At 67.6% G+C, this 25,023-nt stretch carries 23 protein-coding genes; 11 read left to right on the forward strand and 12 right to left on the reverse strand.

Features of this window, described 5'->3' with window-relative positions:
- The first annotated feature begins 41 nt into the window (after positions 1-41).
- Positions 42-2,996, forward strand: a complete 2,955-nt coding sequence (gene polA, locus OSH10_RS21210) for a DNA polymerase I (protein WP_266334446.1) — start codon at positions 42-44, stop codon at positions 2,994-2,996.
- An 84-nt stretch (positions 2,997-3,080) separates the two neighbouring features.
- Here polA and OSH10_RS21215 read toward each other — a convergent pair whose 3' ends face one another.
- Both OSH10_RS21215 and OSH10_RS21220 read right to left on the reverse strand, forming a co-directional pair.
- Positions 3,081-3,392, reverse strand: a complete 312-nt coding sequence (locus OSH10_RS21215) for an antibiotic biosynthesis monooxygenase family protein (protein WP_266334448.1) — start codon at positions 3,390-3,392, stop codon at positions 3,081-3,083.
- 151 nt (positions 3,393-3,543) lie between these two features.
- A complete protein-coding gene (locus tag OSH10_RS21220) occupies positions 3,544-5,649 on the reverse strand; it encodes a TonB-dependent receptor domain-containing protein (protein WP_266334450.1) in 2,106 nt (701 codons plus the stop codon).
- 280 nt (positions 5,650-5,929) lie between these two features.
- Here OSH10_RS21220 and hemP point away from each other — a divergent pair, with 280 nt between their 5' ends.
- The 9 genes from hemP (at position 5,930) to OSH10_RS21265 (ending at position 15,106) form a co-directional block, all read left to right on the forward strand.
- The gene (gene hemP, locus OSH10_RS21225) at positions 5,930-6,106 is read left to right on the forward strand and encodes a hemin uptake protein HemP (RefSeq protein WP_266334452.1); all 177 of its coding nucleotides are present in this window, start codon (positions 5,930-5,932) and stop codon (positions 6,104-6,106) included.
- An 8-nt stretch (positions 6,107-6,114) separates the two neighbouring features.
- Positions 6,115-7,113, forward strand: a complete 999-nt coding sequence (locus OSH10_RS21230) for a heme/hemin ABC transporter substrate-binding protein (RefSeq protein WP_266334454.1) — start codon at positions 6,115-6,117, stop codon at positions 7,111-7,113.
- A gap of 11 nt (positions 7,114-7,124) precedes the next feature.
- Positions 7,125-8,192, forward strand: a complete 1,068-nt coding sequence (locus tag OSH10_RS21235) for a FecCD family ABC transporter permease (protein ID WP_266334455.1) — start codon at positions 7,125-7,127, stop codon at positions 8,190-8,192.
- Positions 8,193-8,273: 81 nt separating this feature from the next.
- Positions 8,274-9,059 carry a heme ABC transporter ATP-binding protein gene (locus OSH10_RS21240; RefSeq protein WP_266334457.1) on the forward strand — a complete coding sequence of 262 codons (786 nt, stop codon included), beginning with the start codon at positions 8,274-8,276 and terminating at the stop codon, positions 9,057-9,059.
- Between the two features lie 118 nt (positions 9,060-9,177).
- Complete coding sequence (locus OSH10_RS21245; RefSeq protein WP_266334459.1) at positions 9,178-10,722, forward strand: xylulokinase; 1,545 nt, start codon at positions 9,178-9,180, stop codon at positions 10,720-10,722.
- Between the two features lie 65 nt (positions 10,723-10,787).
- The gene (locus tag OSH10_RS21250; RefSeq protein WP_266334461.1) at positions 10,788-11,702 is read left to right on the forward strand and encodes a sugar ABC transporter substrate-binding protein; all 915 of its coding nucleotides are present in this window, start codon (positions 10,788-10,790) and stop codon (positions 11,700-11,702) included.
- The gene (locus OSH10_RS21255; protein ID WP_266334463.1) at positions 11,699-13,393 is read left to right on the forward strand and encodes a sugar ABC transporter ATP-binding protein; all 1,695 of its coding nucleotides are present in this window, start codon (positions 11,699-11,701) and stop codon (positions 13,391-13,393) included. The genes OSH10_RS21250 and OSH10_RS21255 overlap by 4 nt, the downstream gene beginning before the upstream one ends.
- Positions 13,390-14,319, forward strand: a complete 930-nt coding sequence (locus OSH10_RS21260; RefSeq protein ID WP_266334465.1) for an ABC transporter permease — start codon at positions 13,390-13,392, stop codon at positions 14,317-14,319. The genes OSH10_RS21255 and OSH10_RS21260 overlap by 4 nt, the downstream gene beginning before the upstream one ends.
- Before the next feature lie 55 nt (positions 14,320-14,374).
- Positions 14,375-15,106, forward strand: coding sequence for a dienelactone hydrolase family protein (locus OSH10_RS21265; protein WP_266334467.1), 732 nt, complete (start codon positions 14,375-14,377; stop codon positions 15,104-15,106).
- Between the two features lie 452 nt (positions 15,107-15,558).
- Here the strand turns inward: OSH10_RS21265 and mtnC are convergent, their stop codons facing one another.
- On the reverse strand, positions 15,559-16,278 hold the full coding sequence (gene mtnC / locus OSH10_RS21270) for an acireductone synthase (protein ID WP_266334469.1): 720 nt from the start codon (positions 16,276-16,278) through the stop codon (positions 15,559-15,561).
- Positions 16,279-16,365: 87 nt separating this feature from the next.
- On the opposite strand from mtnC, the gene mtnA reads away from it, so the two are divergent.
- Positions 16,366-17,460: an S-methyl-5-thioribose-1-phosphate isomerase gene (gene mtnA, locus OSH10_RS21275; protein ID WP_266334471.1), complete on the forward strand. Its 1,095-nt coding sequence runs from the start codon at positions 16,366-16,368 to the stop codon at positions 17,458-17,460.
- A 79-nt stretch (positions 17,461-17,539) separates the two neighbouring features.
- Here mtnA and OSH10_RS21280 read toward each other — a convergent pair whose 3' ends face one another.
- From OSH10_RS21280 to OSH10_RS21320, 9 genes are all read right to left on the reverse strand, one after another.
- On the reverse strand, positions 17,540-17,890 hold the full coding sequence (locus OSH10_RS21280; RefSeq protein ID WP_266334473.1) for a RidA family protein: 351 nt from the start codon (positions 17,888-17,890) through the stop codon (positions 17,540-17,542).
- A gap of 81 nt (positions 17,891-17,971) precedes the next feature.
- Positions 17,972-18,454 carry an MmcB family DNA repair protein gene (locus OSH10_RS21285; RefSeq protein WP_266334474.1) on the reverse strand — a complete coding sequence of 161 codons (483 nt, stop codon included), beginning with the start codon at positions 18,452-18,454 and terminating at the stop codon, positions 17,972-17,974.
- Positions 18,455-18,562: 108 nt separating this feature from the next.
- Entirely contained in the window at positions 18,563-19,498 is a 936-nt protein-coding gene (locus OSH10_RS21290; protein ID WP_266334476.1) for a lipid A biosynthesis lauroyl acyltransferase, read from the reverse strand.
- Between the two features lie 5 nt (positions 19,499-19,503).
- Positions 19,504-20,529, reverse strand: a complete 1,026-nt coding sequence (locus OSH10_RS21295; RefSeq protein WP_266334478.1) for a zinc-binding dehydrogenase — start codon at positions 20,527-20,529, stop codon at positions 19,504-19,506.
- Between the two features lie 89 nt (positions 20,530-20,618).
- Complete coding sequence (locus tag OSH10_RS21300) at positions 20,619-21,905, reverse strand: beta-ketoacyl-ACP synthase (RefSeq protein WP_266334480.1); 1,287 nt, start codon at positions 21,903-21,905, stop codon at positions 20,619-20,621.
- Between the two features lie 14 nt (positions 21,906-21,919).
- On the reverse strand, positions 21,920-23,155 hold the full coding sequence (locus OSH10_RS21305; RefSeq protein WP_266334482.1) for a beta-ketoacyl-ACP synthase: 1,236 nt from the start codon (positions 23,153-23,155) through the stop codon (positions 21,920-21,922).
- Positions 23,152-23,619, reverse strand: coding sequence for a 3-hydroxyacyl-ACP dehydratase FabZ family protein (locus tag OSH10_RS21310; RefSeq protein ID WP_266334484.1), 468 nt, complete (start codon positions 23,617-23,619; stop codon positions 23,152-23,154). Before OSH10_RS21310 ends, OSH10_RS21305 begins: the two co-directional genes overlap by 4 nt.
- Before the next feature lie 22 nt (positions 23,620-23,641).
- The gene (locus OSH10_RS21315; RefSeq protein WP_266334486.1) at positions 23,642-23,923 is read right to left on the reverse strand and encodes an acyl carrier protein; all 282 of its coding nucleotides are present in this window, start codon (positions 23,921-23,923) and stop codon (positions 23,642-23,644) included.
- A 205-nt stretch (positions 23,924-24,128) separates the two neighbouring features.
- Positions 24,129-25,022, reverse strand: a complete 894-nt coding sequence (locus OSH10_RS21320) for a transglutaminase family protein (RefSeq protein ID WP_266334513.1) — start codon at positions 25,020-25,022, stop codon at positions 24,129-24,131.
- Position 25,023: the final 1 nt, after the last annotated feature.

A 25,023-nucleotide genomic window follows, 5' to 3' on the forward strand; every position in this document is an offset into this window, starting at 1 on the left:
CGGCTGTAGCCAAACCGGATGCTCGCGGGCATAGTCCGCGCATGTCAGACACGCTCGCTTCCGCCATCGTTTCCCGCCCCGTCCAGAAGGGCGATCACGTCTTTCTGGTCGATGGATCGTCCTATATTTTCCGCGCCTACCATGCGCTGCCGCCCTTGACGCGCAAATCCGACGGCCTGCCCGTCGGCGCCGTCGCCGGCTTCTGCAACATGCTGTGGCGGCTGCTCAAGGAAGCGAACGAGGCCGGCGTCAAGCCGACCCATCTGGCGGTCATCTTCGACCATTCCGCCACCACCTTCCGCAATGCGCTCTACGACAAGTACAAGGCGCAGCGCCCCGAGCCGCCCGAAGACCTGCGGCCGCAGTTCGGGCTGATCCGCCAGGCGGTCGGCGCCTTCAACGTTCCGTCGATCGAGATGGAGGGTTTCGAGGCCGACGATCTCATCGCCACCTACACCAGGCAGGCGGTGGCCGCCGGCGCCGACGTCACCATCGTCGCCTCCGACAAGGACCTGATGCAGCTGATCGAGCCGGGCGTGATCATGCTCGACACGATGAAGGGCAAGACGATCGGCCGCGACGAGGTGATCGAGAAATTCGGCGTGCCCCCCGAGAAGGTCGTCGACGTGCAGGCGCTGGCCGGCGATTCCGTCGACAACATTCCCGGCGTCCCCGGCATCGGCGTCAAGACGGCGGCGCAGCTGATCGAGACCTATGGCGATCTGGAAACGCTTCTGCAGCGGGCCGAGGAGATCAAGCAGCCGAAGCGCCGCGAGGCGCTGATCGCCCATGCCGAGATGGCGCGGATCTCGATGCAGCTGGTGACGCTGGACCGCGACGTACCGCTCAACGAGCCGATCGACCGGCTCGGCGTGCGGCCGATCATCGGCGAGCAGCTGATCGCCTTCCTCAAGGCGATGGAATTCACGACGCTGACCGGCCGCGTCGCCGCTGCCACCGGCGTCGAATCCGGCGCCGTCGAAGCGGATGGCACACTGACGGCCAGGGCCCGCGAGGCGGGCCGCGCCGCGACCGCCGCCTCGCTGTTCGGGGCCCAGGCCGCGCCGCAGCCGGGCCTCGAGGACATTGGCGGGCTGACGCCCTCCAGCCTCTCGGCCACCCGGGCCAGCGCCATCAAGGCGATCCCCTTCTCGCATTCCGGCTATGAGACGGTGCGCACGGAGGACAGCCTCCGGGCCTGGATCGCCCGCGCCACCGAACTCGGCGTCGTCGCCGTCGACACAGAGACCACCTCGCTCGACCCGATGCAGGCCGAGCTGGTGGGCATATCGCTCGCCGTGGCGCCGAACGAGGCCTGCTATATCCCGCTCGCGCATCGCGGCGAGGGCGACGGCCTGTTCACGGAAGGGCTCCTGCCCGACCAGCTCGATATCCGCGTGGCGATTGCGCTGCTGAAGCCGATGCTGGAAGACCGCGCCGTGCTCAAGGTGGCGCAGAATCTCAAATATGACTGGCTGATGCTCGCCCGCCACGGCATCGAGACGGCGCCTTTCGACGACACCATGCTGATCTCCTATGTGCTCGACGCCGGTCGCGGCACGCATGGCATGGATCCGCTGTCGGAGAAGTGGCTTGGCCACAAGCCGATCTCGTTCGACGACGTCACCGGCAAGGGCAAGGCGCGCATCACCTTCGACCGCGTGCCGATCGAGCGCGCCAGCGAATACGCCGCCGAGGATGCCGACGTCACGCTGCGGCTCTGGCAGGTGCTGAAGCCGCGCCTCGCCGCCGAGGGCATGTCGACCGTCTACGAGACGCTGGAGCGGCCGATGATTCCGGTGCTGGCCTCGATGGAGCGGCGCGGCATCTCGATCGACCGCGCCATCCTCTCCCGGCTCTCCGGCGAATTCGCCCAGAGGGCGGGCGCGCTGGAAGCCGAGATCCAGGAAATCGCCGGCCAGCCCTTCAATGTCGGCTCGCCGAAGCAACTCGGCGACATCCTGTTCGGCGTGATGGGCATGCCCGGCGGCACCCGCACCGCGACCGGCGCCTGGGCGACAGGCGCCAGCATCCTGGAGGACCTTGCGGAACAGGGCTTTGAGTTGCCGCAGAAGATCCTCGACTGGCGCCAGCTCTCGAAACTGCGCTCGACCTATACCGACGCGCTGCCGGGCTATGTCCATCCCGAGACCCGGCGGGTCCACACCTCCTACGCGCTCGCCGCCACGACGACGGGCCGCCTGTCCTCGTCCGAGCCGAACCTGCAGAACATCCCGGTCCGCACCGAGGCGGGGCGCAAGATCCGCGCCGCCTTCATCGCCGATCCCGGTTTCAAGCTGGTCTCGGCCGACTATTCGCAGATCGAGCTGCGGCTGCTCGCCGAGATCGCCGACATCCCGCAGCTGAAGACGGCCTTCTCGGAAGGCATCGACATTCACGCGCTCACCGCGTCGGAGATGTTCGGCGTGCCGGTCGAAGGCATGCCTTCGGAAGTGCGTCGCCGCGCCAAGGCGATCAATTTCGGCATCATCTACGGCATTTCGGCCTTCGGCCTCGCCAACCAGCTGTCGATCGCCCGCGAGGAGGCCGGCGCCTATATCAAGCGCTATTTCGAGCGCTTCCCGGGCATCCGCGACTACATGGAAGAGACCAAGCGGATCTGCCGCGACCTCGGCTATGTCACGACGCTGTTCGGCCGCCGCTGCCACTATCCCGAGATCGCCTCGAAGAACGCCTCGATCCGTGCCTTCAACGAACGCGCCGCCATCAACGCCCGCTTGCAGGGCACGGCGGCCGACATCATCCGCCGCGCCATGGTCCGCGTCGAGCCGGCGCTGGAGGAAGCGGGCCTCAACGCGCGCATGCTGCTGCAGGTGCATGACGAACTGATCTTCGAGGTGCCGGAGGCGGAGGTGGAGCCGACACTGGCGCTGGTCACCCGCGTCATGGAGAACGCGCCCACGCCGGCCGTGGCGCTCAGCGTGCCGCTCAATGTCGACGCGCGCGCCGCCGACAACTGGGACGAGGCGCACTGAGCAGCGTCCGCGCCGATCCTGAAACAAGGAGGGCGCGGCCTGACCGGCCGCGCCCCAAGATCCTGCCTCGCCGGCAGCGTCGGATCAGATGACGCCTTCGACCGACTGGAAGCCTTCGAAATTCGGGTGGCCGAGGAACATCGGCTTGCGGTCGCCGGCGCCCTTGTGGGAATCGCGGAACTGCTGCGACTTGGTCCAGGCGACGAAATGCTCTTCGCTCTGCCAGACCGTGTGCGACGAATAGAGGGTGTGATCCTCGGCGGTCGCGCCCTTCAGCAGGTTGAAGGAGATGTAGCCTTCGAGCTCGTGCAGGTTGCGCGGGCGCGTGCGCCAGACTTCCTCGAACTCGGCTTCCATGCCCTTGATGACTTTGAAGCGGTTCATGGCGATGTACATGATCGTTCTTCCGTTTGCGTGCCGATGAGGTGCGTGTAGGGGTGATTCTTCAAGATAGGCAAAAAATGAGGAGGGACGACCGTTTCCGGCCTTCCCCCCTCGCGCCTGCCCGTCGTCACCACACCGCCGGGCAGGCGGTCTCAAAGCCGGCTCAGAACTGCATCTTCGCCGTCAGGAGGAAGGTGCGACCGCGACCCGTGTCCATTGCCGGAGCGCTGGCGATGTTGGACAGGGCGGGCGTGTAGGCCTTGTCGAACAGATTCGTGATATTGGCCGAGAGGTCGAGGCCGTTGTCGAACTTGTAGTTGGCGAAGGCATCGACCAGCGTATAGGCGGCCCAGTCGGCCTGCGGACCGAACAGGGCTTCGCCGCCCTGCGTCTCGCCGACATAGTTGACTCGCCCGCCGATCGTCAGGCGCTGCTCGAGGAAGCGCGCGCCGCCGGTCAGCGTGAAGACGTTGTCGGGCATGTAGCTGGAGGCGCCGAGCCCGTTGGTCTGCGAGGGCAAGTCGGTATTCGTGTAGGTGTAGGCGATGCTGCCGAACGCGAAACCCGCATCATAGGCGGTCTCCAGTTCGAAGCCCTGGACCGTCGACGTCCCTGGATTGTTGACGAACATCACTGAACCGCCCTGGCCAAGTCCGGCGGTGATGTAGTTTTCGATGTTCTGGTAGAAGTAGTTGGCCTTGATGCGGAAGATGTCGCCCTCGGTCAGCAGCCCGTTCTTGCGGATATTGGCGCCGACTTCCCAGCCCTTCAGGATCTCGGGATCCAGGAACGGGTTGGGGCCCATGCCGATGCCGCCACCGGGATGCGAGCCACCCAGCATCGTCTCGTTGATGGTCGGGGCGCGGAACGTCTCGGCATAGGTCACATAGGGCTGGAGCCACTCATAAGGATTGAGGGCCACGGTGAGGCGCGGATTGACGCGACCTTCCGACTGGTCGAGCTCGTTATTGCCCGCCGGCAGTCCGGCGCCATTGCCAGGCTGCGCCACAAAGGCGCCGTCGAGCGTGTAGAAATCGTAGCGCAGGCCTGCGATTACATCGACGATGTTGTAGCTGAACGTCGTTTCCGAGAAGACGCCGCCAATTCCGCTCTTGCCGCTCGGATTGACGCCACCCCCGATGGTGGGGTTGACCGTGTTGTAGGTGTCGACCGTGTCGTGGAAATACTCGAAGCCGTAAATCGCGCTGGCGCGAACGGCGCCGAGGTCAAAATTCGACGTGTTGGAGATGTCGAACCCGATGCCTTGATCATCGATGTGACGGCCGGCATAGGAGCCCGTCGTGATCGGGCTGTCATAGTCCATCTTGACGTCGCTGTAGTACAGGTGCGCCCGGACGTTGACGAGTTCGCTATCGGGATCCCAGTTGACGCCTGCCGAGTAGGTGTTCGACTTGACGTTCTGATTGTAGCTGTTGGCCGAAAAATCATTGTCGTAGAGGACGGCGCCGAGATTGACCGTCAGGTCGTCGGTCGGCTTGAACTCGCCCTTGACCAGGCCGGAAAGCAGGTTCTGACCGGTATAGGGCACCGTGATGCCGTCGCCATTCTGGTAGTCGCCGGGATTGCTGTAGCTGATCGCACCGGCGATGGCCGCGCCGCCGCCGGTCGAGCGCAGCGCGCCGGCCGCCATTTCGGAGAAGCCGACGTCGTTGCTGCCCCAGGTGAGCGTCGCCAGCGCACCCCAGTTCTTGCCGTCCTTCAGGATATCGTCGATGCCGATGGTGCGCATATTGGCGGTACCGGCCAGCGCGCCAGCGCCGCCCGCGGTCGACACCGCGCCGCGCTGCACGTCAACACCGGCGACCAGCGCCGGGTCGACATAGACGAAGCCCTGCGCCTCGTGGCCGGTGAAGCGGAAGTTCTGCCGGACACCGTCGATCATGGCGTTGACGCGGCCCGACCCTTCGAAGCCCCGGATGTTCACCGACAGGCCGGGGTTCTGGATGCTGTCGCGCGAGAACGTGCCGGGCATGGCGCGGAGCACATTGCCGATATTGCGCTGGCCGAACAGCTGGATCTCGTCCTCGCCGGCCGTGCTGATCGGCGCCGGGGTCGTGAACGGGTTCTTCCAGCCGTCCCGGTCGCTCGTCACGACGATCGGCGCCAGGAAGGCGGTCTCGCCCTTGGCGGCCTTCTTCTTCAGCTCCTCGTCGGTTTCCGTGCGATCGGCGGCCGGCGCCGGGGCGGTCTGCGCCCTGGCGGCGGTGGCCGCGAATGTAGCGAGGAGGGCTGCGGCCGTACCAGCCATCAGCCAAGTCTTGTGTCGAGCAACACGCATGCGAGCCCCATAGGCATTGGTTTGAATGGGCCTGGCTGGCTGTCCGGGCGCGCATGGCGGCGGCACTGGCGTGCTTGGCAATCTGCCGTTCTCCGTGGCTCCCCCGAGCGCATCGAAACCGGCATCGACGATCTTTCACTTGCGGAGATACGAAAAGGTGAGTACGTCAGTCAACTAAATTGTTGCGAATTATTCGCAAGTTTAGAACAACTCAAAATTGCCGCCACCCAGGCAATCCGGTGGAGCTGACATGCACGAGACACGACTGGCCGGGGATGCCCCGGAGACCCCTGTACCGGGTTCGGGACCGCGCGTGATTTCCAGCGACGAACTCCTCAACGGAACGCGCGAAATCATCATTCGCCATGTCGGCGAAGACTACAGGCTGCGCCTCACCCGGGCCGGCAAGCTCATATTGAACAAGTAGACGGGATCATGATGAGGCTCTCGCATTCTCCTTCGCCATTCGGCGCCCTCCGCTCGGTCGAGCGCCTGTCGGGCCGCCGCTTCCCGTTCCTGTTCGGGCTCGCCTTCGCCATCGTCATCACCTGCGGCGCGATCGTGCAGTCGGTCGCGGCCGAGCGGGTGATCGAGGATGCGACCGGCCGCAAGGTCACGATCGGCTCGACCGACCGCATCGTCACCATCGGCGGCGACATCACCGAGATCGTCTATGCGCTGGGCGCCGGCGACCGGATCATCGCCCGCGACACCACCTCGTCCTATCCGCCGGAGGCCGCCGCCAAGCCGGATGTCGGCTACATGCGCGCGCTGTCGGCGGAGGGCGTTCTCTCGGTCAAGCCGGACCTGATCATCGCCGTCGAGGGCTCCGGCCCGAAGGACGCGATCACCCTGCTCGAATCCGCTTCCGTGCCGATCGTCATCGTGCCCGAACGCCGGACCGGCGACAGCATCCTCGCCAAGGTGCGCCTGATCGCGGACATTCTCGGCGAGACGGAAAAGGGCGACAAGCTCGCCGGCACCATGGCCGCCAAGTTCAAGGCGCTGGAGACGGCGCTCGCTAGGATCCCGGAAAACGAGCGCAGGAAGGCCGTCTTCCTGATGAGCCTGAACGGCGGCAAGCCGATGGCGGCCGGCCACAACACCGCCGCCGATTCGATGATCCGGATCGCCGGCGGCATCAATCCGATGGCGGCCGTCGAGGGCTACAAGCCGGCGTCCGACGAGGCGCTGATCGCAGCCGAACCGGAAGTCGTCGTGATGATGATCGGCCAGAGCGGCCCGCCCAAGCCGGAAGTCGTGTTCGATTCGCCCGCTCTGCGCGCGACGCCGGCGGCCCGCGACAAGGCGCTCGTCACCATGGACGGCCTCTACCTGCTCGGCTTCGGGCCGCGCACGGCGGACGCGGCGCGCGATCTCGCGCACGCGCTCTATCCCAAGCTCGACCTTCCCGAATGGCCGGCGGCCGACTGATGAGCCTCGCCATGACAGCCCCGGTCGCCGGCGACCGCCGTGGACGGGCGCGGGTGGTGACCGCCAGCCTGGTCGTCCTGCTCGTCGCCGTCAGCGTGATCTCGCTCTGCGTCGGCCCCTCCGGCATGTCGACGGCGGAAGTCGCCGGCCTGCTTTCCGACGCGATCGCCGGCCGCTTCGATGCGATCAGCACGGTCAACCACGTCATCCTGTTCGACATCCGCGTGCCCCGCACCCTGCTGGGAGCGCTGGTCGGCGCGGCGCTGGCGCTGGCCGGCGCCATGATGCAGGGCCTGTTCCGCAACCCGCTCGCCGATCCCGGCCTGGTCGGGGTCTCGGCCGGCGCGGCGCTCGGCGCGGTCCTGGTCATTGTGCTGGGCGGCGCCTTCCTGGCGCCGGTAATGGATTTCCTCGGCATCGGCGCGCTGCCGATCGCCGCCTTCTTCGGCGGCCTCGGCACGACGCTGCTGCTCTATGCCATCGCCACCCGGCGCGGCCAGACCTCGGTCGGCACCATGCTGCTCGCCGGCATCGCGCTCGGCGCGATCGCCGGGGCGATCACCGCCTATCTCGTCTTCCGCAGCGACGACTTCCAGCTGCGCGAACTGACCTTCTGGTCGATGGGCGGCCTCGGCGGCGCGACCTGGCACAAGATCCTGCTCGCCACGCCGTTCATCGTCGGCGTGTTCCTCGCCATGCCGTTTACCGCGAGAGGGCTGGACGCGCTGGTGCTGGGCGAGGCGGAAGCCCGCCATCTCGGCTTCAACACGCAGTTCCTGAAGAGCCTGATCATCCTCGTCGTGGCGCTGGCGGTCGGCGTCTCCGTCGCCTTTGCCGGCATCATCGGCTTCGTCGGCATCGTCGTGCCGCATGTGCTGCGGCTGGTGATCGGGCCGGAGCACCGGACGCTGCTGCCGGCCACCGCGCTGCTGGGCGCCACGCTGCTGATCGTTGCCGACATGATCTGCCGCACCATCGTCGCCCCGGCCGAACTGCCGATCGGCATCGTCACCGCCACGATCGGCGCGCCCTTCTTCCTGTCGATCCTGCTCAGGAAGCGCGGCGTCATCGATCTCTAGGCGTCCATTCGGCCTGCGATTGAAGCGGGAGACGTGGCGGCCCGACCGGCCGGCCGCTCTCCCAGGAAACGGGAAGCAGAAATGCTGGAAGTTGAAGCCCTCACCGTCCGCGCCGGCCAGCGCGCCATTCTCGACAATGTCTCGCTCACCGTCGCGCCGGGCGAGCTGACGGCGGTAGTCGGGCCGAATGGCGCCGGCAAGTCCACGATCCTCAAGGCGGTCACCGGCGAACTGCGCGCCGCGCAGGGCATCATCAAGCTGGACGGCAAGAGCCTCGCCGCCTACCGGCCGTATGAGCTGGCGCAGCGCCGCGCCGTGCTGCCGCAGGCCTCCTCGCTCGCCTTCCCCTTCACCGTGCACGAAGTCGTCCGCCTCGGCACCAGCGGCGCGCTGAGCCCGGCCGACCGCGCCGCCCGCGTCGCCGCCGCGCTGATCCGCGTCGATCTGAACGGCTTTGGCGGCCGCTTCTTCCAGGAGCTGTCCGGCGGCGAGCAGCAGCGCGTACATCTGGCGCGCGTGCTCTGCCAGGTGTGGGAGCCGATCGTCGACGGCGTGCCGCGCTATCTCTTCCTCGACGAGCCGACGGCGAGCCTCGATCTCCGTCATCAGCTCCTCACACTCGACACGGCGCGCAATTTCGCCCGCGCCGGCGGCGGCGTCATCGCCATCCTGCACGATCTGAACCTCGCGGCTCTCTATGCCGACAAGATCATCGTCGTCAGCGCTGGCCGCATCGCCGCCAGCGGCACGCCGCGCGAGGTGCTGACCGATGCGATGATGCGCGCCGTCTTCGGCGTCAGCGTCCATGTTGGCGGCGTCCCCGCCGATGCGCCCTTCATCCTGCCGCATAGCGCACACGCCGCCTGACACCAACCTTTCGGCGGACAACCTGCCGGAACGGGAGGGGCGCGTCGCCATGTCGATTCCATCGCCACGGAACAGGCTCTAGATTGCGCCTCCCGAAACTGCGGACAGGGATTCGAACATGGCAGCCAGGAAACTGGTCAAAAAGCCGGCGCCGGCGCGCACGGTACTGATCATCGACGTCGGGACCTCGTCGGTGAAGGCCGCCCTGTTCGACGAGGCCGGCCGCACGCTGCGCTCCGCCGATGCGTCGATCACCACCCAGGCGCCGCAGCCGGGCTGGGCCGAGCAGGACCCGGCGCTCTGGTGGAAGGCGACGGTCGACGCGGTCAAGGCGCTCGCCATCGACATCCAGCCGATCGCCATCACGCTGACCGGCTCGATGCAGAACGTCATCCTGCTCGGGCGGGACGGCGCCAGCGTGCGCCCCGCTTTGCTCTACAGCGACGCGCGGGTGACGGCGGCGGAGATCGAGGCGCTGAAGGCGCAATTGCCCGGCGATTTCGAGACCCGGATCGGCAACCGCGCCGAGCCGGCGCTCTGCCTGTTCCGGCTCGACTGGCTGCTGAACCACGAGATCGACACCATGGGCAAGGTCGAGCGCGTGCTGTTCGGCGCCAAGGACGCGATGATCCATCGCATGACCGGCCGCGCCGTCGTCGATCCGACCTGCGCCACCACCACCGGCCTGCTGAACCTTGCCGGCCGCCATTGGGATGCGACCATACTCGGCGCCATCGGCCTGTCGCCGGCGATTCTTCCCGATATCCTCGACGCCGACGCGCTGGCCGGTCCGCTGCTGGCCGATCCGGCGAGCGTGCTCGGCCTGAAGCCGGGCATTCCCGTCTATGTCGGCGCCGGCGATGGCGGCGCAACGGCCTGGGGCACGGCGAGCGAGCAGCACGACCGGCCGCACGCCTATCTCGGCACCACCGGCTGGATCGCGGCGACCATGCCCTATTCCGTCGCCAAGCCGCCGCGCGACGCCTACACGCTGGCGGCCCCCGTCGGCACCGACGTGATCGTCATCTCGCCCTTCCTGGCGGCGGGACTGGCGATCGACTGGTATGCCGCGATCGCCAACAAGCCGGTCGGCGAGCTCTATGCCGCGGCGGCCGCCCAGGACGCCAACCCGCCCGGCGCGCTGTTCCTGCCCTATCTGATCGGCGAGCGGGCGCCCTTCTCCGACCGCGCCGTGCGCGGCGCGTTTTTCGGCCTCGACCGCGACCATGCGCCGGAAGCGCTGGCCTATGCCGTGCTGGAAGGGCTTGCCCACGCCATCCGCGACAATCTCGAGGCGCTGCCGATCCGCCCCGCGACCATTGCGCTCGCCGGCGGCGTCGCCGGCAGCCTCACCGTCGCGCAGCTGATCGCCGACGTGACCGGCGCCAGAGTGACGGTGCCGGCCGCCAGCCGCATCGTCACGGCCTATGGCGCCTTCCGCATCATCGCGCCGATCATCGGCCTGGCGGCCAAGGGCGACGCGGCCGAAACGAAAACCGCAGGGCGCGCGAAAAAGGCCGACAAGGTCGCCGGCATCCGCGACGAGACGGTCGTCAAGCCGCGCAAGGAGCGGGCCAGGCGGGCGGCCCGGCGCTTCGCCGCCTATCGCATGGCGGCAAGCCATGCCCGGGCGCTGGCCGCCGCGCTCGATCCGACGCTCTGATCCGCTTGCGCCGACGCTAGCGGAAGCGATATCACTCTCCCCGCACCCAAGGGGAGAGTGATAAAATGCGGGCTGGAATTCTTGGCTTGGCCTTTGCCGGCCTGATGGCTTCGACGGTCGGATCATTCGCCGCCGACGTGGCGGTGTTGACGCCGTATCAGAGCTCGGTCGCCACCAACCAGATGATCAACGTGTTCCAGGACAAGGCCAAGATGGCCGGCTGGAACGCGACCGTCGTCGACACGCGCGGCGACATGGGCCAGCTCGCCAGCCGCATCGAGGACGTCGTCGCCGCCAAGGTCGCGGCCATCGTGCTCGTCAGCGTCGACCCGACCCAGATCCAGGATCAGGTCAGCGCGGCGGCCGCCGCCGGCATCCCGGTGATCACCATCGACGGCGCCAAGGCGCCGGGCGTCGTGCTCAACGTCACCTCGGACAATTTCGAGCTCGGCACCAAGCTGTCCGACTTCCTGTTCGACAAGCTCGGCGGCAAGGGCAACATCGTCAAGTTCTTCTATTCGGCCCATCCGGGCGTGCACCAGCGCGAACTGGCGCTGGACGCGGCGCTGAAGAAATATCCCGATATCAAGGTGATCGCCGACCATTACGTCGTCGTGCCGGGCCCGATCGACGATGCCCGCAAGACCACGGAAAACTGGCTGAAGAGCCAGGGCGACCAGATCGACGCGGTGTGGGCCGCCTGGGACGAGCCGGCGATCGGCGCGCAGCTCGCGATCGAGGCCGACAAGCCGGATTCGAAGATCATCATCGCCGGCATCGACGGCAATCCGCAGGCGGTCGAGCTGATCAAGGCGTGCAGCCACATCAAGGGCACGGTCAGCCAGGACTTTGACGCCATGGCCGGCCTCGCCGCCGAAGGCCTGACGCAGATCCTCGCCGGCAAGACGCCGGAAAAGGCCGAGATCTACGCCCCGGCCAAGCTGATCACGCCGGAGACGCTGGGCGTCACCTGCCCGTGACATCGGATTCCTTTCTCGCGCTGGGCGGCCTCGTCAAGCATTTCGGCGCGACGAAAGCTCTCGACCGTGCCGATCTCGCGCTCCGCGCGGGGTCGGTGCATGCGCTTGTCGGCGAGAACGGCGCCGGCAAGTCGACGCTGATCAAGACGCTGTCCGGCCTCTACCAGCCGGACGCCGGCGCGATCCGCCTCGACGGCACCGAGGTGACCATCGACGGCCCGCGCGCCGCCGAAGCGCTCGGCTTCCGCTTCATTCACCAGGAGCTGAACCTGGTTCCGCATTTCGACGCCGTCGGCAATGCCTGGATCGGCCGCCGTCATCCCCGGCGCGGTCCCTTCATCGACCGCCGCGCCATGCGGGCCAAGGTGGCCGATGTCGCGGCGCGCATCGCCCCGGACCTGCCGCTCGACAAGCCCGCCGCCCGATTGACGCCCGGCCAGCGCCAGATGGCGGAAATCGTTCGCGCGCTGGTGGATCCAGCCCGCCTCGTGGTCATGGACGAGCCGACCTCCAGCCTCTCCGAGGGCGAGGCCGAACGGCTGCACGCGATCGTGCGCCAGCTTTCCGCCGAGGGCTGCGCCGTGCTGTTTATCTCGCACCGGCTCGACGAGGTGCTCGACCTTTGCGACAGCTACACCGTACTGCGCAACGGCCGCACGGTCGGCGCGGGCCGGGTCGCCGACACCAGTCGCGCCGGACTGGTGGCGATGATGTCGGGGACGGCGGGTGTTTCGCCATCCGCCCTGCGGCCCCCCCAACCCCAACATCCTGAGGAGGCTTTCGCAGAAAGCCGTCTCGAAGGACGCACAGTGGATGTGCAGCAGAAGCTTCCCGGCACCGACGCCCTGCGTCCTTCGAGACGGCCCTCCGGGCCTCCTCAGGATGTTGCGGTCGGCGCCCTGCCCGGCCAATCCAAAGGTCGAGCTGAAAAGCCAGTCCTCGCCACCGACCTCGCCTTCGGGCCCGGCGACAGCCGTTTCGCCTTTTCAGCCCGGCCGGGCGAGATCGTCGGGCTCTACGGCCTCGTCGGCTCGGGCCGCTCGTCGCTGCTGAAGACCATCTGGGGCGCGACGCCGGGGCGCGGGCTGATCGCCATCAACGGCCAGGTGCCGGGACATGGACCGGCCGGCCGCATCGCCGCAGGCTGCGCCTATGTGCCGGAAGACCGGCGCCGCGAGGGCCTCGCCAATGCGCTCTCGATCGAGAGCAATCTTTCGCTCGCCCACCTCCCCGATTTTCGCGCCTTCTCCCCCTTGCCGATGCCGTCGCGGTCGAAGATCCGAAACTTCGCCAGAGCCACCGGCGCGCGGCTGCGCCTCGTCGCCGGCGGCCTCGACCATTCCCCCGCCACGCTTTCCGGCGGCAACCAGCAGAAGCTGCTGTTCGGCCGCTGGCTCGGCCGCCCGATCCGCGTCCTGCTCGTCGACGAGCCGACGCGCGGCGTCGATGTCGGCGCCAAGGCCGAGATCCATGGCGAGATGCGCAAGATCGCCGCCGATGGCGCCGCCATATTGATGGCGACCAGCGACATCGAGGAACTGCTCGCCCTTTCGACCCGCGTGCTCGTGCTCCATGCCGGACGGCTGGTAGCGGAGCTCGACGGTCCCTCGCTCACCCGCGCGGCGGTCGTCGCCGCCGCCTTCGGCCATGCTCCCGACGAGCAGATGCCGCCCTCGGAACGCTCCGCATGATCCTTCTTCGCCGTTACGGCACGCTTCTGGCGCTGGCGCTGATCGTCCTCGTCTTCACCATCGCCTCGCCCAACGCCTTCGGCTCGATGTCGAACCTCGTCAACATCACCCAGCAGATGGCGCTGCTTGCCATCGTCGCCATCGGCGCGACGCTGGTCATGGTGCTGGGCGAATTCGACCTTTCCGTCTCGGCCGTCGTCTCCTGGGCGGGCATCGCCGCCGCCGCGCTGTTCGCGGCCGGCATCGCGGTCCCGGTGGTGATGATCGTCGTGCTGGTCTCGGCCGTGGCGATGGGGGCGATCTCCGGCTTCCTCGTCGCCCGCTACAAGGTGCCGAGCTTCATCGCCACGCTCGCCTTCGGCACCGTCATCGGCGGGCTGACCTTCTGGGTCTCCAACGGCGCGACGATGTTTTCCGGCATTCCGGCCGGCTTTCGCGATCTCGGCCGCGGCACGCTCGCCGGCGTGCCGGTGCCGACGCTCTGGCTGATCGGCGTGGCGGTGGTCTTCTGGCTGCTGCTGGACCAGACCGAGTTCGGCCGCAGGCTCTACGCAATCGGCGGAAATCGCGAGGCGGCGCGCCTGGTCGGCCTGCCGGTGCGGCGCGACATGGTCGTCGCCTTCGCGCTCTGCGCGGCGCTGGCGGGCCTCGCCGGCCTGCTGCTGACGGCCCGCCTCGGCAGCGCGCACCCGACCGGCGGCGGCGGCTACCTGCTGCAGGCCTATGCGGCGGTCTTTCTCGGCATGACGGCGTTTCGCGAAGGCGAGCCGAGCATTCCCGGCACGCTGGTCGGCGCGGCGATCATCGCCGTCGTCTCCAACGGCCTCACCATCCTCGGCGTGCCGAGCTTCCTGCAAGATCTCCTGACCGGGGCGATCATCCTCGCCGCCGTGCTGGTGCGGAATTTCGGCCGCGACGGCGATTGAGAAAGGCGACGGCCGCCTTATCTTCATCGAACCTTTCCAAAGATCGAGAGCTGCGATGAGACAAGACGTCGAGATCCAGACGGCGGATGGCGTCGCCAAGGCCGGGCTTTTCGCGCCGACCGGGCCGAACGCTACGAAGGCGGGCGTCATCCTCTATTGCGACGCCTTCGGGCCACGCCCGGCGCTGTACGGCATGGCCGAGCGGCTGGCGGATGCCGGCTATTTCGTGCTGGTGCCGGACCTGTTCTATCGCGCCGCGCCCTATGGCCCGTTCGATACCAACGCCTTCAACAACGAGGCGACGCGGGGCGAATTGCGGGCGCTGCTGCAGGCGACGACGCAGGACATGACCGCCGCCGACACCGGCGCCTTCCTCGACGCCCTGGAGAAGGCCGGCGCGACGGGCCGGATCGGCACGGTCGGCTACTGCTTCGGCGGCGGCCGGGCGCTGACGGCGGCGGCGTCCTATCCCGGCAGGATCGCGGCGGCGGCAAGCTTCCATGGCGGCAATCTCGCCAGCGACGCCCCCGACAGCCCGCACAGGAAGGCCGCCGACATCCGGGGCCGCGTCTATGTCGGCATGGCCGGCAGCGACAGCAGCTTTCCGCCCGCGCAATCGGCCAAGCTCGCCGAGGCGCTGCGCGAGGCCGGCGTCGACTACATGCTCGAAAACTATGTCGGCATGCCGCATGGCTGGACGGTCAGCGACCACAGCGTCTACGACGCCAAGGGCGCCGAACGCCACTGGAAGCGGCTGCTGGCGTTTTTTGAGGAGACGCTGCGGTAGGGGCTCACGCGCGGTGCCTCTGCTGCTCCAGCCGCGTTCCGACGTCTGTCACCGGCCTCCGTCATCCTCGCGAAAGCGAGGATCCATGCAGCCGGGGCCTTTCGAAAATGCTTCCCGACGCCTCGGCTGAATGGATCCCGGGTCTTCGCCCGGGATGACGGCGAGGGTGGGGTGACGGCGGAGGCAATGCGGAGGCGGAGGCAGAGTGGCGCTGCGGCTGGGCAGTCTCCGCAACGCGGGCCGGTCGGACCCTCACCCCAGCCCTCTCCCGCGCGCGGGAGAGGGGGCGCAACGCGCCCCGTCGTTCCGTATCGACCACGCCGACAGAGAGCCTGGGGGATGGAGAATGCGCCAACCAGCCTGGTTCGTTGTCGCCGCCCACACCGGCCGAAAAAGCCCTCGCCCGCTTGCGGGAGAGGGTTGGGTGAGGGTCTTGCTTACCCCCAACCCGATCAGCGGACCGTGCCGGCCCTGGCGTCGATGACTGCAAAATCCTTGGCGATGGCGTGCGTCGTGTCCGGCGGGATGACCACTTCGCCGCGATCGAGGCCGATCGTCTTCATGCCGGCGTCGCGGGCGGCGTCGAGCTCCTTCGTATTGTCCGACAGGAACAGGAGCTCCGACGGCTGAAGGCCGATCTCGGCAGCGATCGCCTTGTAGGAGGCGGCTTCCAGCTTCGAGCCGATGGCGGTGTCGAAATAGCCGGAGAACAGCGGCGTCAGGTCGCCGGAATGGGTGAAGCCGAAGATCAGCTTCTGCGCCAGCACCGAGCCGGACGAATAAACATAGAGCGAAAGCCCGCTCTCCTTCCATTCCGTCAGCTTCTCGACCACGTCGGGATAGACATCGCCCTTCAGCGTGCCGGAGCGGTAGCCGTCTTCCCAGATCATGCCCTGCAGCGTCTTCAACGGCTTCGCCTTGCGGTCCTCGTCGATCCAGGCGGCGAGCAGCTCGATGGTCGCGGCGGTGTCGAGATCCGGCCTCTTGGCGAGATCACGCGCTTCGGCCAGCGCCTCCGCGACGGCGGGATCGGCGGGATCGGCGGCGTGCTCGGTGACGAAGCCCTGCAGGCGGCTGCGCGCGAACGGGAACAGCACGTCCTTGACGAAGGAGATCGAGGAAGTCGTCCCTTCGATATCGGTCAGGACGGCGCGGATTTGCGGGGTCGACATCACTGGAATCCTGATGGTTGACTGGTACTTCCGCCTCTACTCGATTACGTGAGAGCGGTCATCCCATTTTCGGTCGAGGAATTTTTGATGAAAGTCGACGGCGTAGCCTATCGTTCGATCTGGCGCGATCCCTCGGAGACGACGGTCACGGTCGTCGACCAGACGCTGCTGCCGCATCGCTTCGATACGCTGAAGCTGATGAACGTCGCCGACGCCATCGACGCGATCAAGCGCATGGTCGTGCGCGGCGCGCCGCTGATCGGCGTCACCGGCGCCTATGGCTACGCCATGGCGCTGCGCGACGACCCGTCCGACGCCAATGTCGATGCCGCCTTCGACGCGATCAACGCAGCGCGGCCGACCGCCGTCAATTTGCGCTGGGCGCTGGAGATCATGCGCCAGGAGGTCCGCGATCTCGCCCCGGACGACCGTGCCGTCGCCGCCTATGTCACGGCCGACCGGCTGCGCGCCGAGGACATCGAGACCAATGGCGCGATCGCCGAACAGGGCGCGAGACTGGTGCGCGAGATCTACGAGGCCAATGGCCGCTCGCGCCCGGTCAACATCCTGACCCATTGCAACACCGGCTGGATCGCCTGCGTCGACTGGGGCACGGCGCTGGGCGTCGTCTACCGCGCCCATGACGACGGCATTCCCGTCCATGTCTGGGTCGACGAGACCCGCCCGCGCAACCAGGGCGCCAGCCTGACGACCTGGGAGCTCGGCTCGCATGGCGTGCCGCATACGCTGATCGTCGACAATGCCGGCGGCCATCTGATGCAGCACGGCCAGGTCGACATCTGCCTGGTCGGCGCCGACCGCGTCACCGCCTCGGGCGACGCCTGCAACAAGATCGGCACCTATCTGAAGGCGCTCGCCGCCAAGGACAACCATGTCCCGTTCTATGTCGTCCTGCCCGGCTCGACCATCGACTGGGGCATGCAGGATGGCGTCGCCGAGATCGAGATCGAGGAGCGCGCCTCCGACGAGGTGACGCATATTTCCGGCGTCGCCGGCGATGGCTCGATCGTCAAGGTGCGGCTGGCGCCGAAGGGCACGAAGGTCGGCAACCCGGCCTTCGACGTGACCCCGGCGCGCCTGGTGACCGGCCTCGTCACCGAGCGCGGCGTCGCCCCGGCGAGCCGCGAGGGCCTGCGGGCGCTCTATCCCGAAAAGGGCTGAGCCAGCGTCGGCCGCCCCCAGACGAAAACGGCGACGGGATGCCCCGTCGCCGCTGAACGTCTTCGCAGCTTGGCCGAACCTACGGCAGCGCGGCGACGATGATGATCTCGACCAGATGGGCCGGGGTGGCGAGCTTGGATTCGCCCGTGGCGCGTGCCGGCGGGTTGGCCTTGTCGACCCAGGCGTCCCAGACGGTGTTCATCGTGCCGAAATTGGCCATGTCGGCCAGCCAGATCTGGGCCGACAGGATGCGCGACTTGTCGGTGCCGGCCTCGGCCAGCAGGCGGTCGATGGTATCGAGCACGGTCTGCGTCTGGGCTGCGACGTCGTCGCCCGGATTGCCGACCTGGCCAGCGAGATACACGGTGTTGCCGTGGACGACGCCTGCGCTCATGCGGGGGCCCGGCTCGATGCGACGAATGCTGCTCATGGGATTTTCCTTTTGCGAATTGGCCGATCCCGTCTAGCGGCATAGCGCCATGGCTTCAAGCCCGGCGCGCGAACTCGCGGGTCAGAGCATCTCGCGAAAGCCGGCCTCGGGGTCCAACAGGCCGTGCAGCCGGTGCGCGGCGGCCTGGGCGAAGCGGAGTGTCATCGCCTTGCGCCGGGCGGCGACGAGCGGCGCATGCGGCGCCTCGCGCAGGATTTCGGCGCCATAGGCATCGGCCAGGATCAGCCCAGCCTGTTCCGGAAAAATCTCCTGCGGCACGCCGGCATGGCTGGCGAAATAGAGCCGGTCGCAATAGGGGGCGTAATCCGGCCATTTGCCGTCGGCGCGAAAATCGGCGATCGACGACTTGATCTCGACGATGGTGATCTCGCCGGATGGGCCGAGCGCGATGATGTCGGCGCGCCGACCCGTCGCCAGCACCAGTTCCGTGACGATGGCATGGCCGAGCGCCCGGAACAGCCGGCCGACGCCACGCTGCAGGGCCAGCGCCATATCCGACTGGCGGCCGTCGCGCGGCACCGCGAGGACAGGAGAATGAACCATGAACAGAGTTTGCCACGCGGCGGCAGGGAATTAAAGGGCGACGCCTGGGGCGTTCGGTCGCCGTTCTGTCACCTCTCCCTGAGGGAGAGGTGACAGAACGGAAACAGGCTATCGCCAGCGATTGTGCAGCCAGAGCCATTGCTCGGGGTGTTCGCGGACCCAGCCCTCGACCACCGACATCACCTTGGCCGTGCCGGCGTCGACGTCGATCCGGCCCTCTTCGTCGCGCGGCATCTCGACCGGCGGCGTCAGCTCGACGCGAAAACGGCCGTCGGGCAGGCGGATGGTGCGGGCGCCATGCACGGGGCAGTCATATTGCCGGGCGAGCCGGGCCACGAGCGGGTTGGCGTAGATCGGCCGGCCGAAGAACGGCACCTGCGGGCCCCGGCGGTGGTGCTGGTCGGTGAGGATGCCGAGATGCTCGCCGCGATCCAGCGCCGCGCCGACCTCGAAGGTGGCGCCGCGATTGGAAGCCACCAGCTTGCCCATCATCTGCTCGCGCTGCTGCAGCAGGTCCTCGCCGATGATGTTGTTGGAGGGCGCGCGGAACAGCGACACGACCGGCAGGCCGAACCGTGCCGCGACGACCGCGAGAATCTCCCAATTGGCGAGATGTGCCGAGAAGATGATGCCCGGCTTGCCGTCGTCGCGCATCGCCAGGAACTGGTCGACGCCGACGACGTCGATGCGGCCTTCGCCGAGGCGCTCGGGATCGATGTCGACCAGCTTGTCGAGGAAGACATATTCCGCGACCGTGCAGCCGAGATTGCTCCACACGCCCTGCAGGATCTTTTCCCGCTCGGCCTCGGATTTCTCCGGGAAGGCGGCGGCCAGGTTGCGCCGCGCCAGCTTGGACTCGGGCACGAAGCGGCCGATGAAGCGGGCGACCGAGCCCGCCACGCGGCCGGCGCGCTGTTCGCCCAGGCTGCGCACGCCGACGGTCAGCCCGCGCACGACGAAGGCGATCGCCGCATGGGCCGCCCGGCTGCGCGTGATGCGCCGCATCAGCTTGACCGGCTTCTTCTTTTTGCTGGGCAGCGCCATGGGAATCAGAGCGTGACGATGATCTTGCCGAAGACTTGGCGCTGCTCGATCCGGTCCAGCGCATCGCCCATGTCGTCAAGCGGCACGACGCTGTCGATGACGGGCTTGACGACGCCGGCGGCGATCTTGGCCAGCGACTGCGAGATATTCTCGATGCGGCAGCCGAACGAGCCGATCAGGCGCAGCTGCTGCTGGTAGAGCTGGAACAGGTTGATCTCGGTCGAGATGCCGGTGGTCGAGCCGCAGGTGACCAGCGTGCCGCCCCGGCGCAGCGAGAACATGCTGCCCGCCCAGGTATCGACGCCGACATGCTCGAAAACGACGTCGACGCCACGCTTCTTGGTGATCTTGCGGACGACGCCCTCGAAGCGGTCTTCGCGGTAGTTGATGACGTGATCGGCGCCGAGCGCCCTGGCCTTCTCGCCCTTTTCGTCGCTGCCGACCGTGGTGATCACGGTGGCGCCCACCGCCTTGGCAAGCTGGATCGCCGCCGTGCCGATGCCGCTGCCGCCCGCCTGGACGAGGATGGTCTGGCCGGCCTCGAGCTTGGCGTTGTCGAACAGCATGTGCTGCACGGTGCCGAAGGTCACTGGCGTGCAGGCGATGTCGCGCAGGGCGACGCCGTGGGGCGCTACGACGACATGGCGCGCCTTCAGCGTCACATATTCGCAGCAGAGGCCGTCAATGTGGAAGCCACGCACGCCGGCGACGTTCTCGCAGAGATTGTCACGGCCGGCATGGCAGGCCGGGCAGGTGCCGCAGGTCTCGGCGCCGTAGATGGCGACGCGGTCGCCGACCTTGACGCCCTCGACGTCAGGCCCGATCGATTCGATGGTGCCGGCAGCTTCCGCGCCGACGGTCAGCGGCAGCTTGCGCTTGGCGAAGGCCATGCCGCGCCAGCCCCAGACGTCGATGTGGTTGAGCGCAACCGCGCCCATCGCCACGCGAACCTCGCCCGGACCGGGCGCGGGGGCCATGGGGGCATCAACGATCGAAAGCTTGCGGTCGGCGAGCAGCTGCAGGGCGCGCATGAGTTATCCGTCTGTCGTTCTGAACAGGGCCTGCTTTACCGCCTCGGCGCGCAAGATGCCAGAGGCACGCTCCGGACCCGGCGTCGCGGTCAGGCGGGGCTGGCCGCGATCACCAGGCAGGCGTTCTGGCCGCCGAAGCCGAACGAATTCGACAGCACCATCGAGACCGGGGCCTCGCGGGCGACGTTCGGCACCACGTCGAGCGTCACCGAGGGGTCCGCTACGTCCTGGTTGATGGTCGGGGGAATGACGCCGCTGCGGATCGTCTGGATCGAGAAGACCGCCTCGATCGCGCCGGCCGCCGTCAGCGTGTGGCCGATCATCGACTTGTTGGAGCTGATCGGGATCGACTTGACGTGCTCGCCGAACACGGCCTCGAGCGACAAGGCTTCCATCTTGTCGTTTTCGGGCGTGCTGGTGCCGTGCGCGTTGATGTAGTTGATCTCGTCCAGGCCGATGCCGGCATCGCCGAGCGCCTGGCGCATGGCGCCGATGACCGGCGAGCCATCCGGCTTGGAGCGGGTGCGGTGGAAATCGTCGGCCTGCTCGCCGACGCCGCGGATGACGGCGAGGATCTCGGCGCCGCGGGCGACCGCCGCATCGTAATCTTCCAGCACCAGCGCGCCGGCGCCCTCGGCCATGACGAAGCCGTCGCGGTTCTTCGAGAACGGCCGGGAGGCAGTCGCCGGGTCTTCATTGTTGGTGGAAAGCGCCGAAAGCAGCGAGAAGCGGATCAGCGATTCCGCCTGCACCGAGCCGTCCGTGCCGATGCAGAGCGCCGCGTCCGTATCGCCGCGGCGGATCGCCTCGACGCCGAGCTGGATCGCGGTCGCGCCCGAAGCACAGGCCGTCGACAGCGAAATCGGCGCACCGCGCGTGCCAAACCGGTCGGCCGTCTTCTCGGCGACGCAGGCATAGAGCGCATATTCATAGGCATCGGCGCTGTTGAGCGTCATCGCGCTGTCGATCATGCGGTCATAGGGATCGGCCGTCGTGGTGTCGCCACCCTCATACAGCTCCCGCTTCACCGACCAGTCGAGCTCGACCGGCGGCACCGCCATGAATAGCATGCCCGGAAAATCGCCCGGCGTGCCGATCCTGGCGCGGGCAATGGCTTCCTCGGCCGCCAGTTCGGCCAGCTTTTCCGTCAGCACCGCCGAGCGCGGCACCTCGTCGAACAGGAAATCGACGGTGCCGGCGATCGTCGTGCGCAGGTGATCGACGGGGAAGCGGGTGATGCGGTGGATGCCCGACTTGCCGGAGGTCAGCGCCGACCAGTTGTCGTCGATGCCCTGGCCGAGCGAGGTGACCACGCCCATGCCCGTGACGGCGACGACCGGACGACCGAGATGATCCCGCGTCTTGCCTTTGCCCATGATCGTGACCTTTCTCAGTCGATCGCTTCGAGGAGCGCCATGCCCTCGCCGCGCCAGAAGCCCCAGCTCGTCGCCAGGATCTGGGTGGGGACGTCGGTCGCTTCAAGTTCCAATCCGGTCGGATCGGCCGGCCGGTAGAAGCCTTTGCGCGAGAGCGCCAGCGCGGCAAGCGCGACCTGGGCCGGGAAAGCGGCCTCCAGGCTGTTGCCGAGCAGGCTCTGCGTGGCGCGGATGGGACCGACCGTGCCTTCGGCGACCAGCGCTTCGAGCAGCGACCGCTCTTCGAGCGTGGCGGCGGCGACACCCGTGGCGCCCGACAGCAGGCCGACCGGCTTGTCGCCCAGTTCCGGACGGAGCGCGTCGATCTGGCCACGGGCCACGGCGGTGGCCTGGCCGGGCTCGCGGCGGCTGCGGCCGGACAGCACCGGGCCCAGCCGGGCATAGCCGGATTTGCCGCGCGCCTCGGCGCTTTCGCGCGATTCGAGCACCAGGAACACGCCGAGCGAGCCGGTGACCATGCCGCCGCCGGCATTGGCCCGCTCCCAGACGGAATTGACCGCGCCCTGCCACAGCGTGTTGCCCAGCGCGAGGCTGAGCAGCATGTCCTTGCGCTCGGCATTATAGGCCGCGCCAACCAGGAACTGTTCGCCCTGGCCGCCGGCGCGAATGCGGCGCGCGGCGATCTCGACGGCGCTGATGCCGGCCAGTTCCTCGCCCATGAAGGTGCGGGACGAACCGGTCACCTTGTGGACGATCGAGATGTTGCCGGCCAGAAGATTGGAAAGCTGCGCCAGGAAAAGGGTCGGGCGGAGATCGTTGGCGAGGCGCTCGTTCAGGAAGGCGTCGGGATTCTCGGCGCCGCCGAGACCGGCCAGGATCTGGCCATCGACGACGACGTCGCGCTCGCCGCCGCCGGCCGCCACGATCATGTCCATATGGGCAAGGCGATCGAGGTCGCCGGCGAGGCCCGCATCGGCGAGCGCCAGGCCGGCGGCATAGGTGCCAAGGCGCTGCCACGGCTCCATCTGGCGCTGGTCGGCCTTGCGCGGAATCTGCTTGTCGAGCTGCAGCGGCACCATCGGAAGCACCGGGAAGGGCGCGAAATGCTCGGTGTCGACGCTTCCGACCCGGGGCTCGTCGAGCGCAAGCGCCTGCCAGTGGGCATCAAGCCCCTCGCCGAGCGAGGAGATCAGGCCGATGCCGGTGACCCAGACGTCGCGGGCGCTGTTGCCGCCGGAATTGTCGCTCATACCATATCTCCGACCGGCGTCAGGCCGATCTGCCGCACCCGCTCGCGCATGTTCTCGACCAGTTCCGGGGCCGGGAAGTCCATGACGCGCAGCGTCAGTTCCGCATCACAGACCGGGCCGTCCGACTCGATCTTCGCCTCGGTCACGGCGAAGCCGGAACCGTCATGCGTCAGGGTTGCATAGACGTCGAGTTCGGCGCCGGGCTCGATGAACTTGCGGAACTTGGCCTTCTTGCTGCCGGCGAAGAACGGCATGCGCGAAAGGCCGTTCAGGCCGAGGATCAGGAAGCCGGAAGCCTGCGCCATGGTCTCGATCAGCAGCACGCCCGGCAGGATCGGATAGCCGGGAAAGTGACCTTCGAACACCGGGCTCGTCTCGGGGACGAAAGCCTTGGCATGAATACGACCGGCCGCAGCGTCGAAATCGACGATGCGATCAATCATCTGAAAATATTCGAGACGCATGATGGCTTCGACGCCGATCCTGTCAGGCGGTCTTCTTGGCGACCAGGTCGTCAATATGCGCGCAGAGGTTCTTCAGGAGGAAGTAATCCTCGACCGAAGCCTTGCCGGCATTGACTTCCTGGGTCCACTGCTCGAGCGGGATCTTGATCCCGAACTTCTTGTCGAGCGCGAACACGATGTCGAGGAAATCGAGGCTGTCGATGCCCAGATCGTCGATGGCGTGGGATTCGGGGGTGATCTTCTCGCGCGGAATTTCGCTGGTCTGGGCGATCACATCGGCGACGACGTCGAACGTGGAAGACATGACGGTCACGTAATCCTATCTAGAATGGCTCTCGCATATCGGGGCAAGCCTGCACATTTGCAACGACGTCGAAGCGTTTGCGGCAGACATGACAACCGATCCCGCAAGCCAAGGCGGCAGGGAATTGCATTCGTCCTGATACCGTGTGCCGTCGAGAAATACCAGCCTGTCCCGCGCACCCGGCAAATTCCGTCCCGGGATGATGTTATCCGGCATCGGACCCGGAAATGGCGAGCACGTCGACCTCGACATCCATCTGGTGGTCGCCGGAGATGACGATGATGCCGTCGACCGGCGCCGCGTCGGGATAGTCGCGCCCCAGCGCCAGCACGACGTGATCCTCGGCGGCAACGACGCCATTGGTGGGATCGAGTCCGATCCAGCCGGTCTCGCGGCCGCACCAGACGGCGACCCACGCATGGGTGGCGTCCGCGCCTTCCAGCCGCGGCTGGCCGGGCGGCGGCAGCGTGCGCAGGAAACCGCTGACATAGGCGGCCGGCAGCCCGAGCGTGCGCAGGCCGGCGATCATCACATGTGCGAAATCCTGGCAGACGCCGGCTCGCTTGGCGAAGGCGTCGGCCGGCAGCGTCGTGACATCGGTGGCCTCGGGATCATAGGCGAAATCCGCCTTGATCCGGCAGGTGAGATCGAACGCGGCGGCCAGGATCGGCCGGCCGGCGGGGAAACTCGCCACCGCATAGGCAGCGATCGCCTCGTCGATGGCGATGATGCGGCTGGCAAACAGGAAATGCACCGGCGACAGCGGCCCGAGATCGGCCTCGGCCACGGCCTGGCGGCGGATCTGCTCCCAGCTTGGCGTCGCCTCGCCGTCGCGCCTGTCGCCCGCGGCCACCGCGACGCGGGCGCGCGTCTCCAGCGTCAGTTCCTCATGCGGAAAGGCGAAGGCAACGGTCGTGATGTGGTTGCCGAAGAAATCAAAACCGTCCTGCCGCTCGGTCGGTTCCGGCGTGATGACGAGGTCGGCGGCAATGACCCGCTGGCCCTCGCGCGCGACCGGAAGCAACCGCAGTACCTGGCGCGAGAACGGCACCGGCGAGGCATAGCTGTAGCGGGTGGTCTGGCGGATATCGTAGAGCATG

Origin of the sequence: Kaistia defluvii (genome assembly GCF_026343955.1) — a bacterium.
In the GTDB taxonomy this organism is placed as follows: Bacteria; Pseudomonadota; Alphaproteobacteria; order Rhizobiales; family Kaistiaceae; genus Kaistia; species Kaistia defluvii.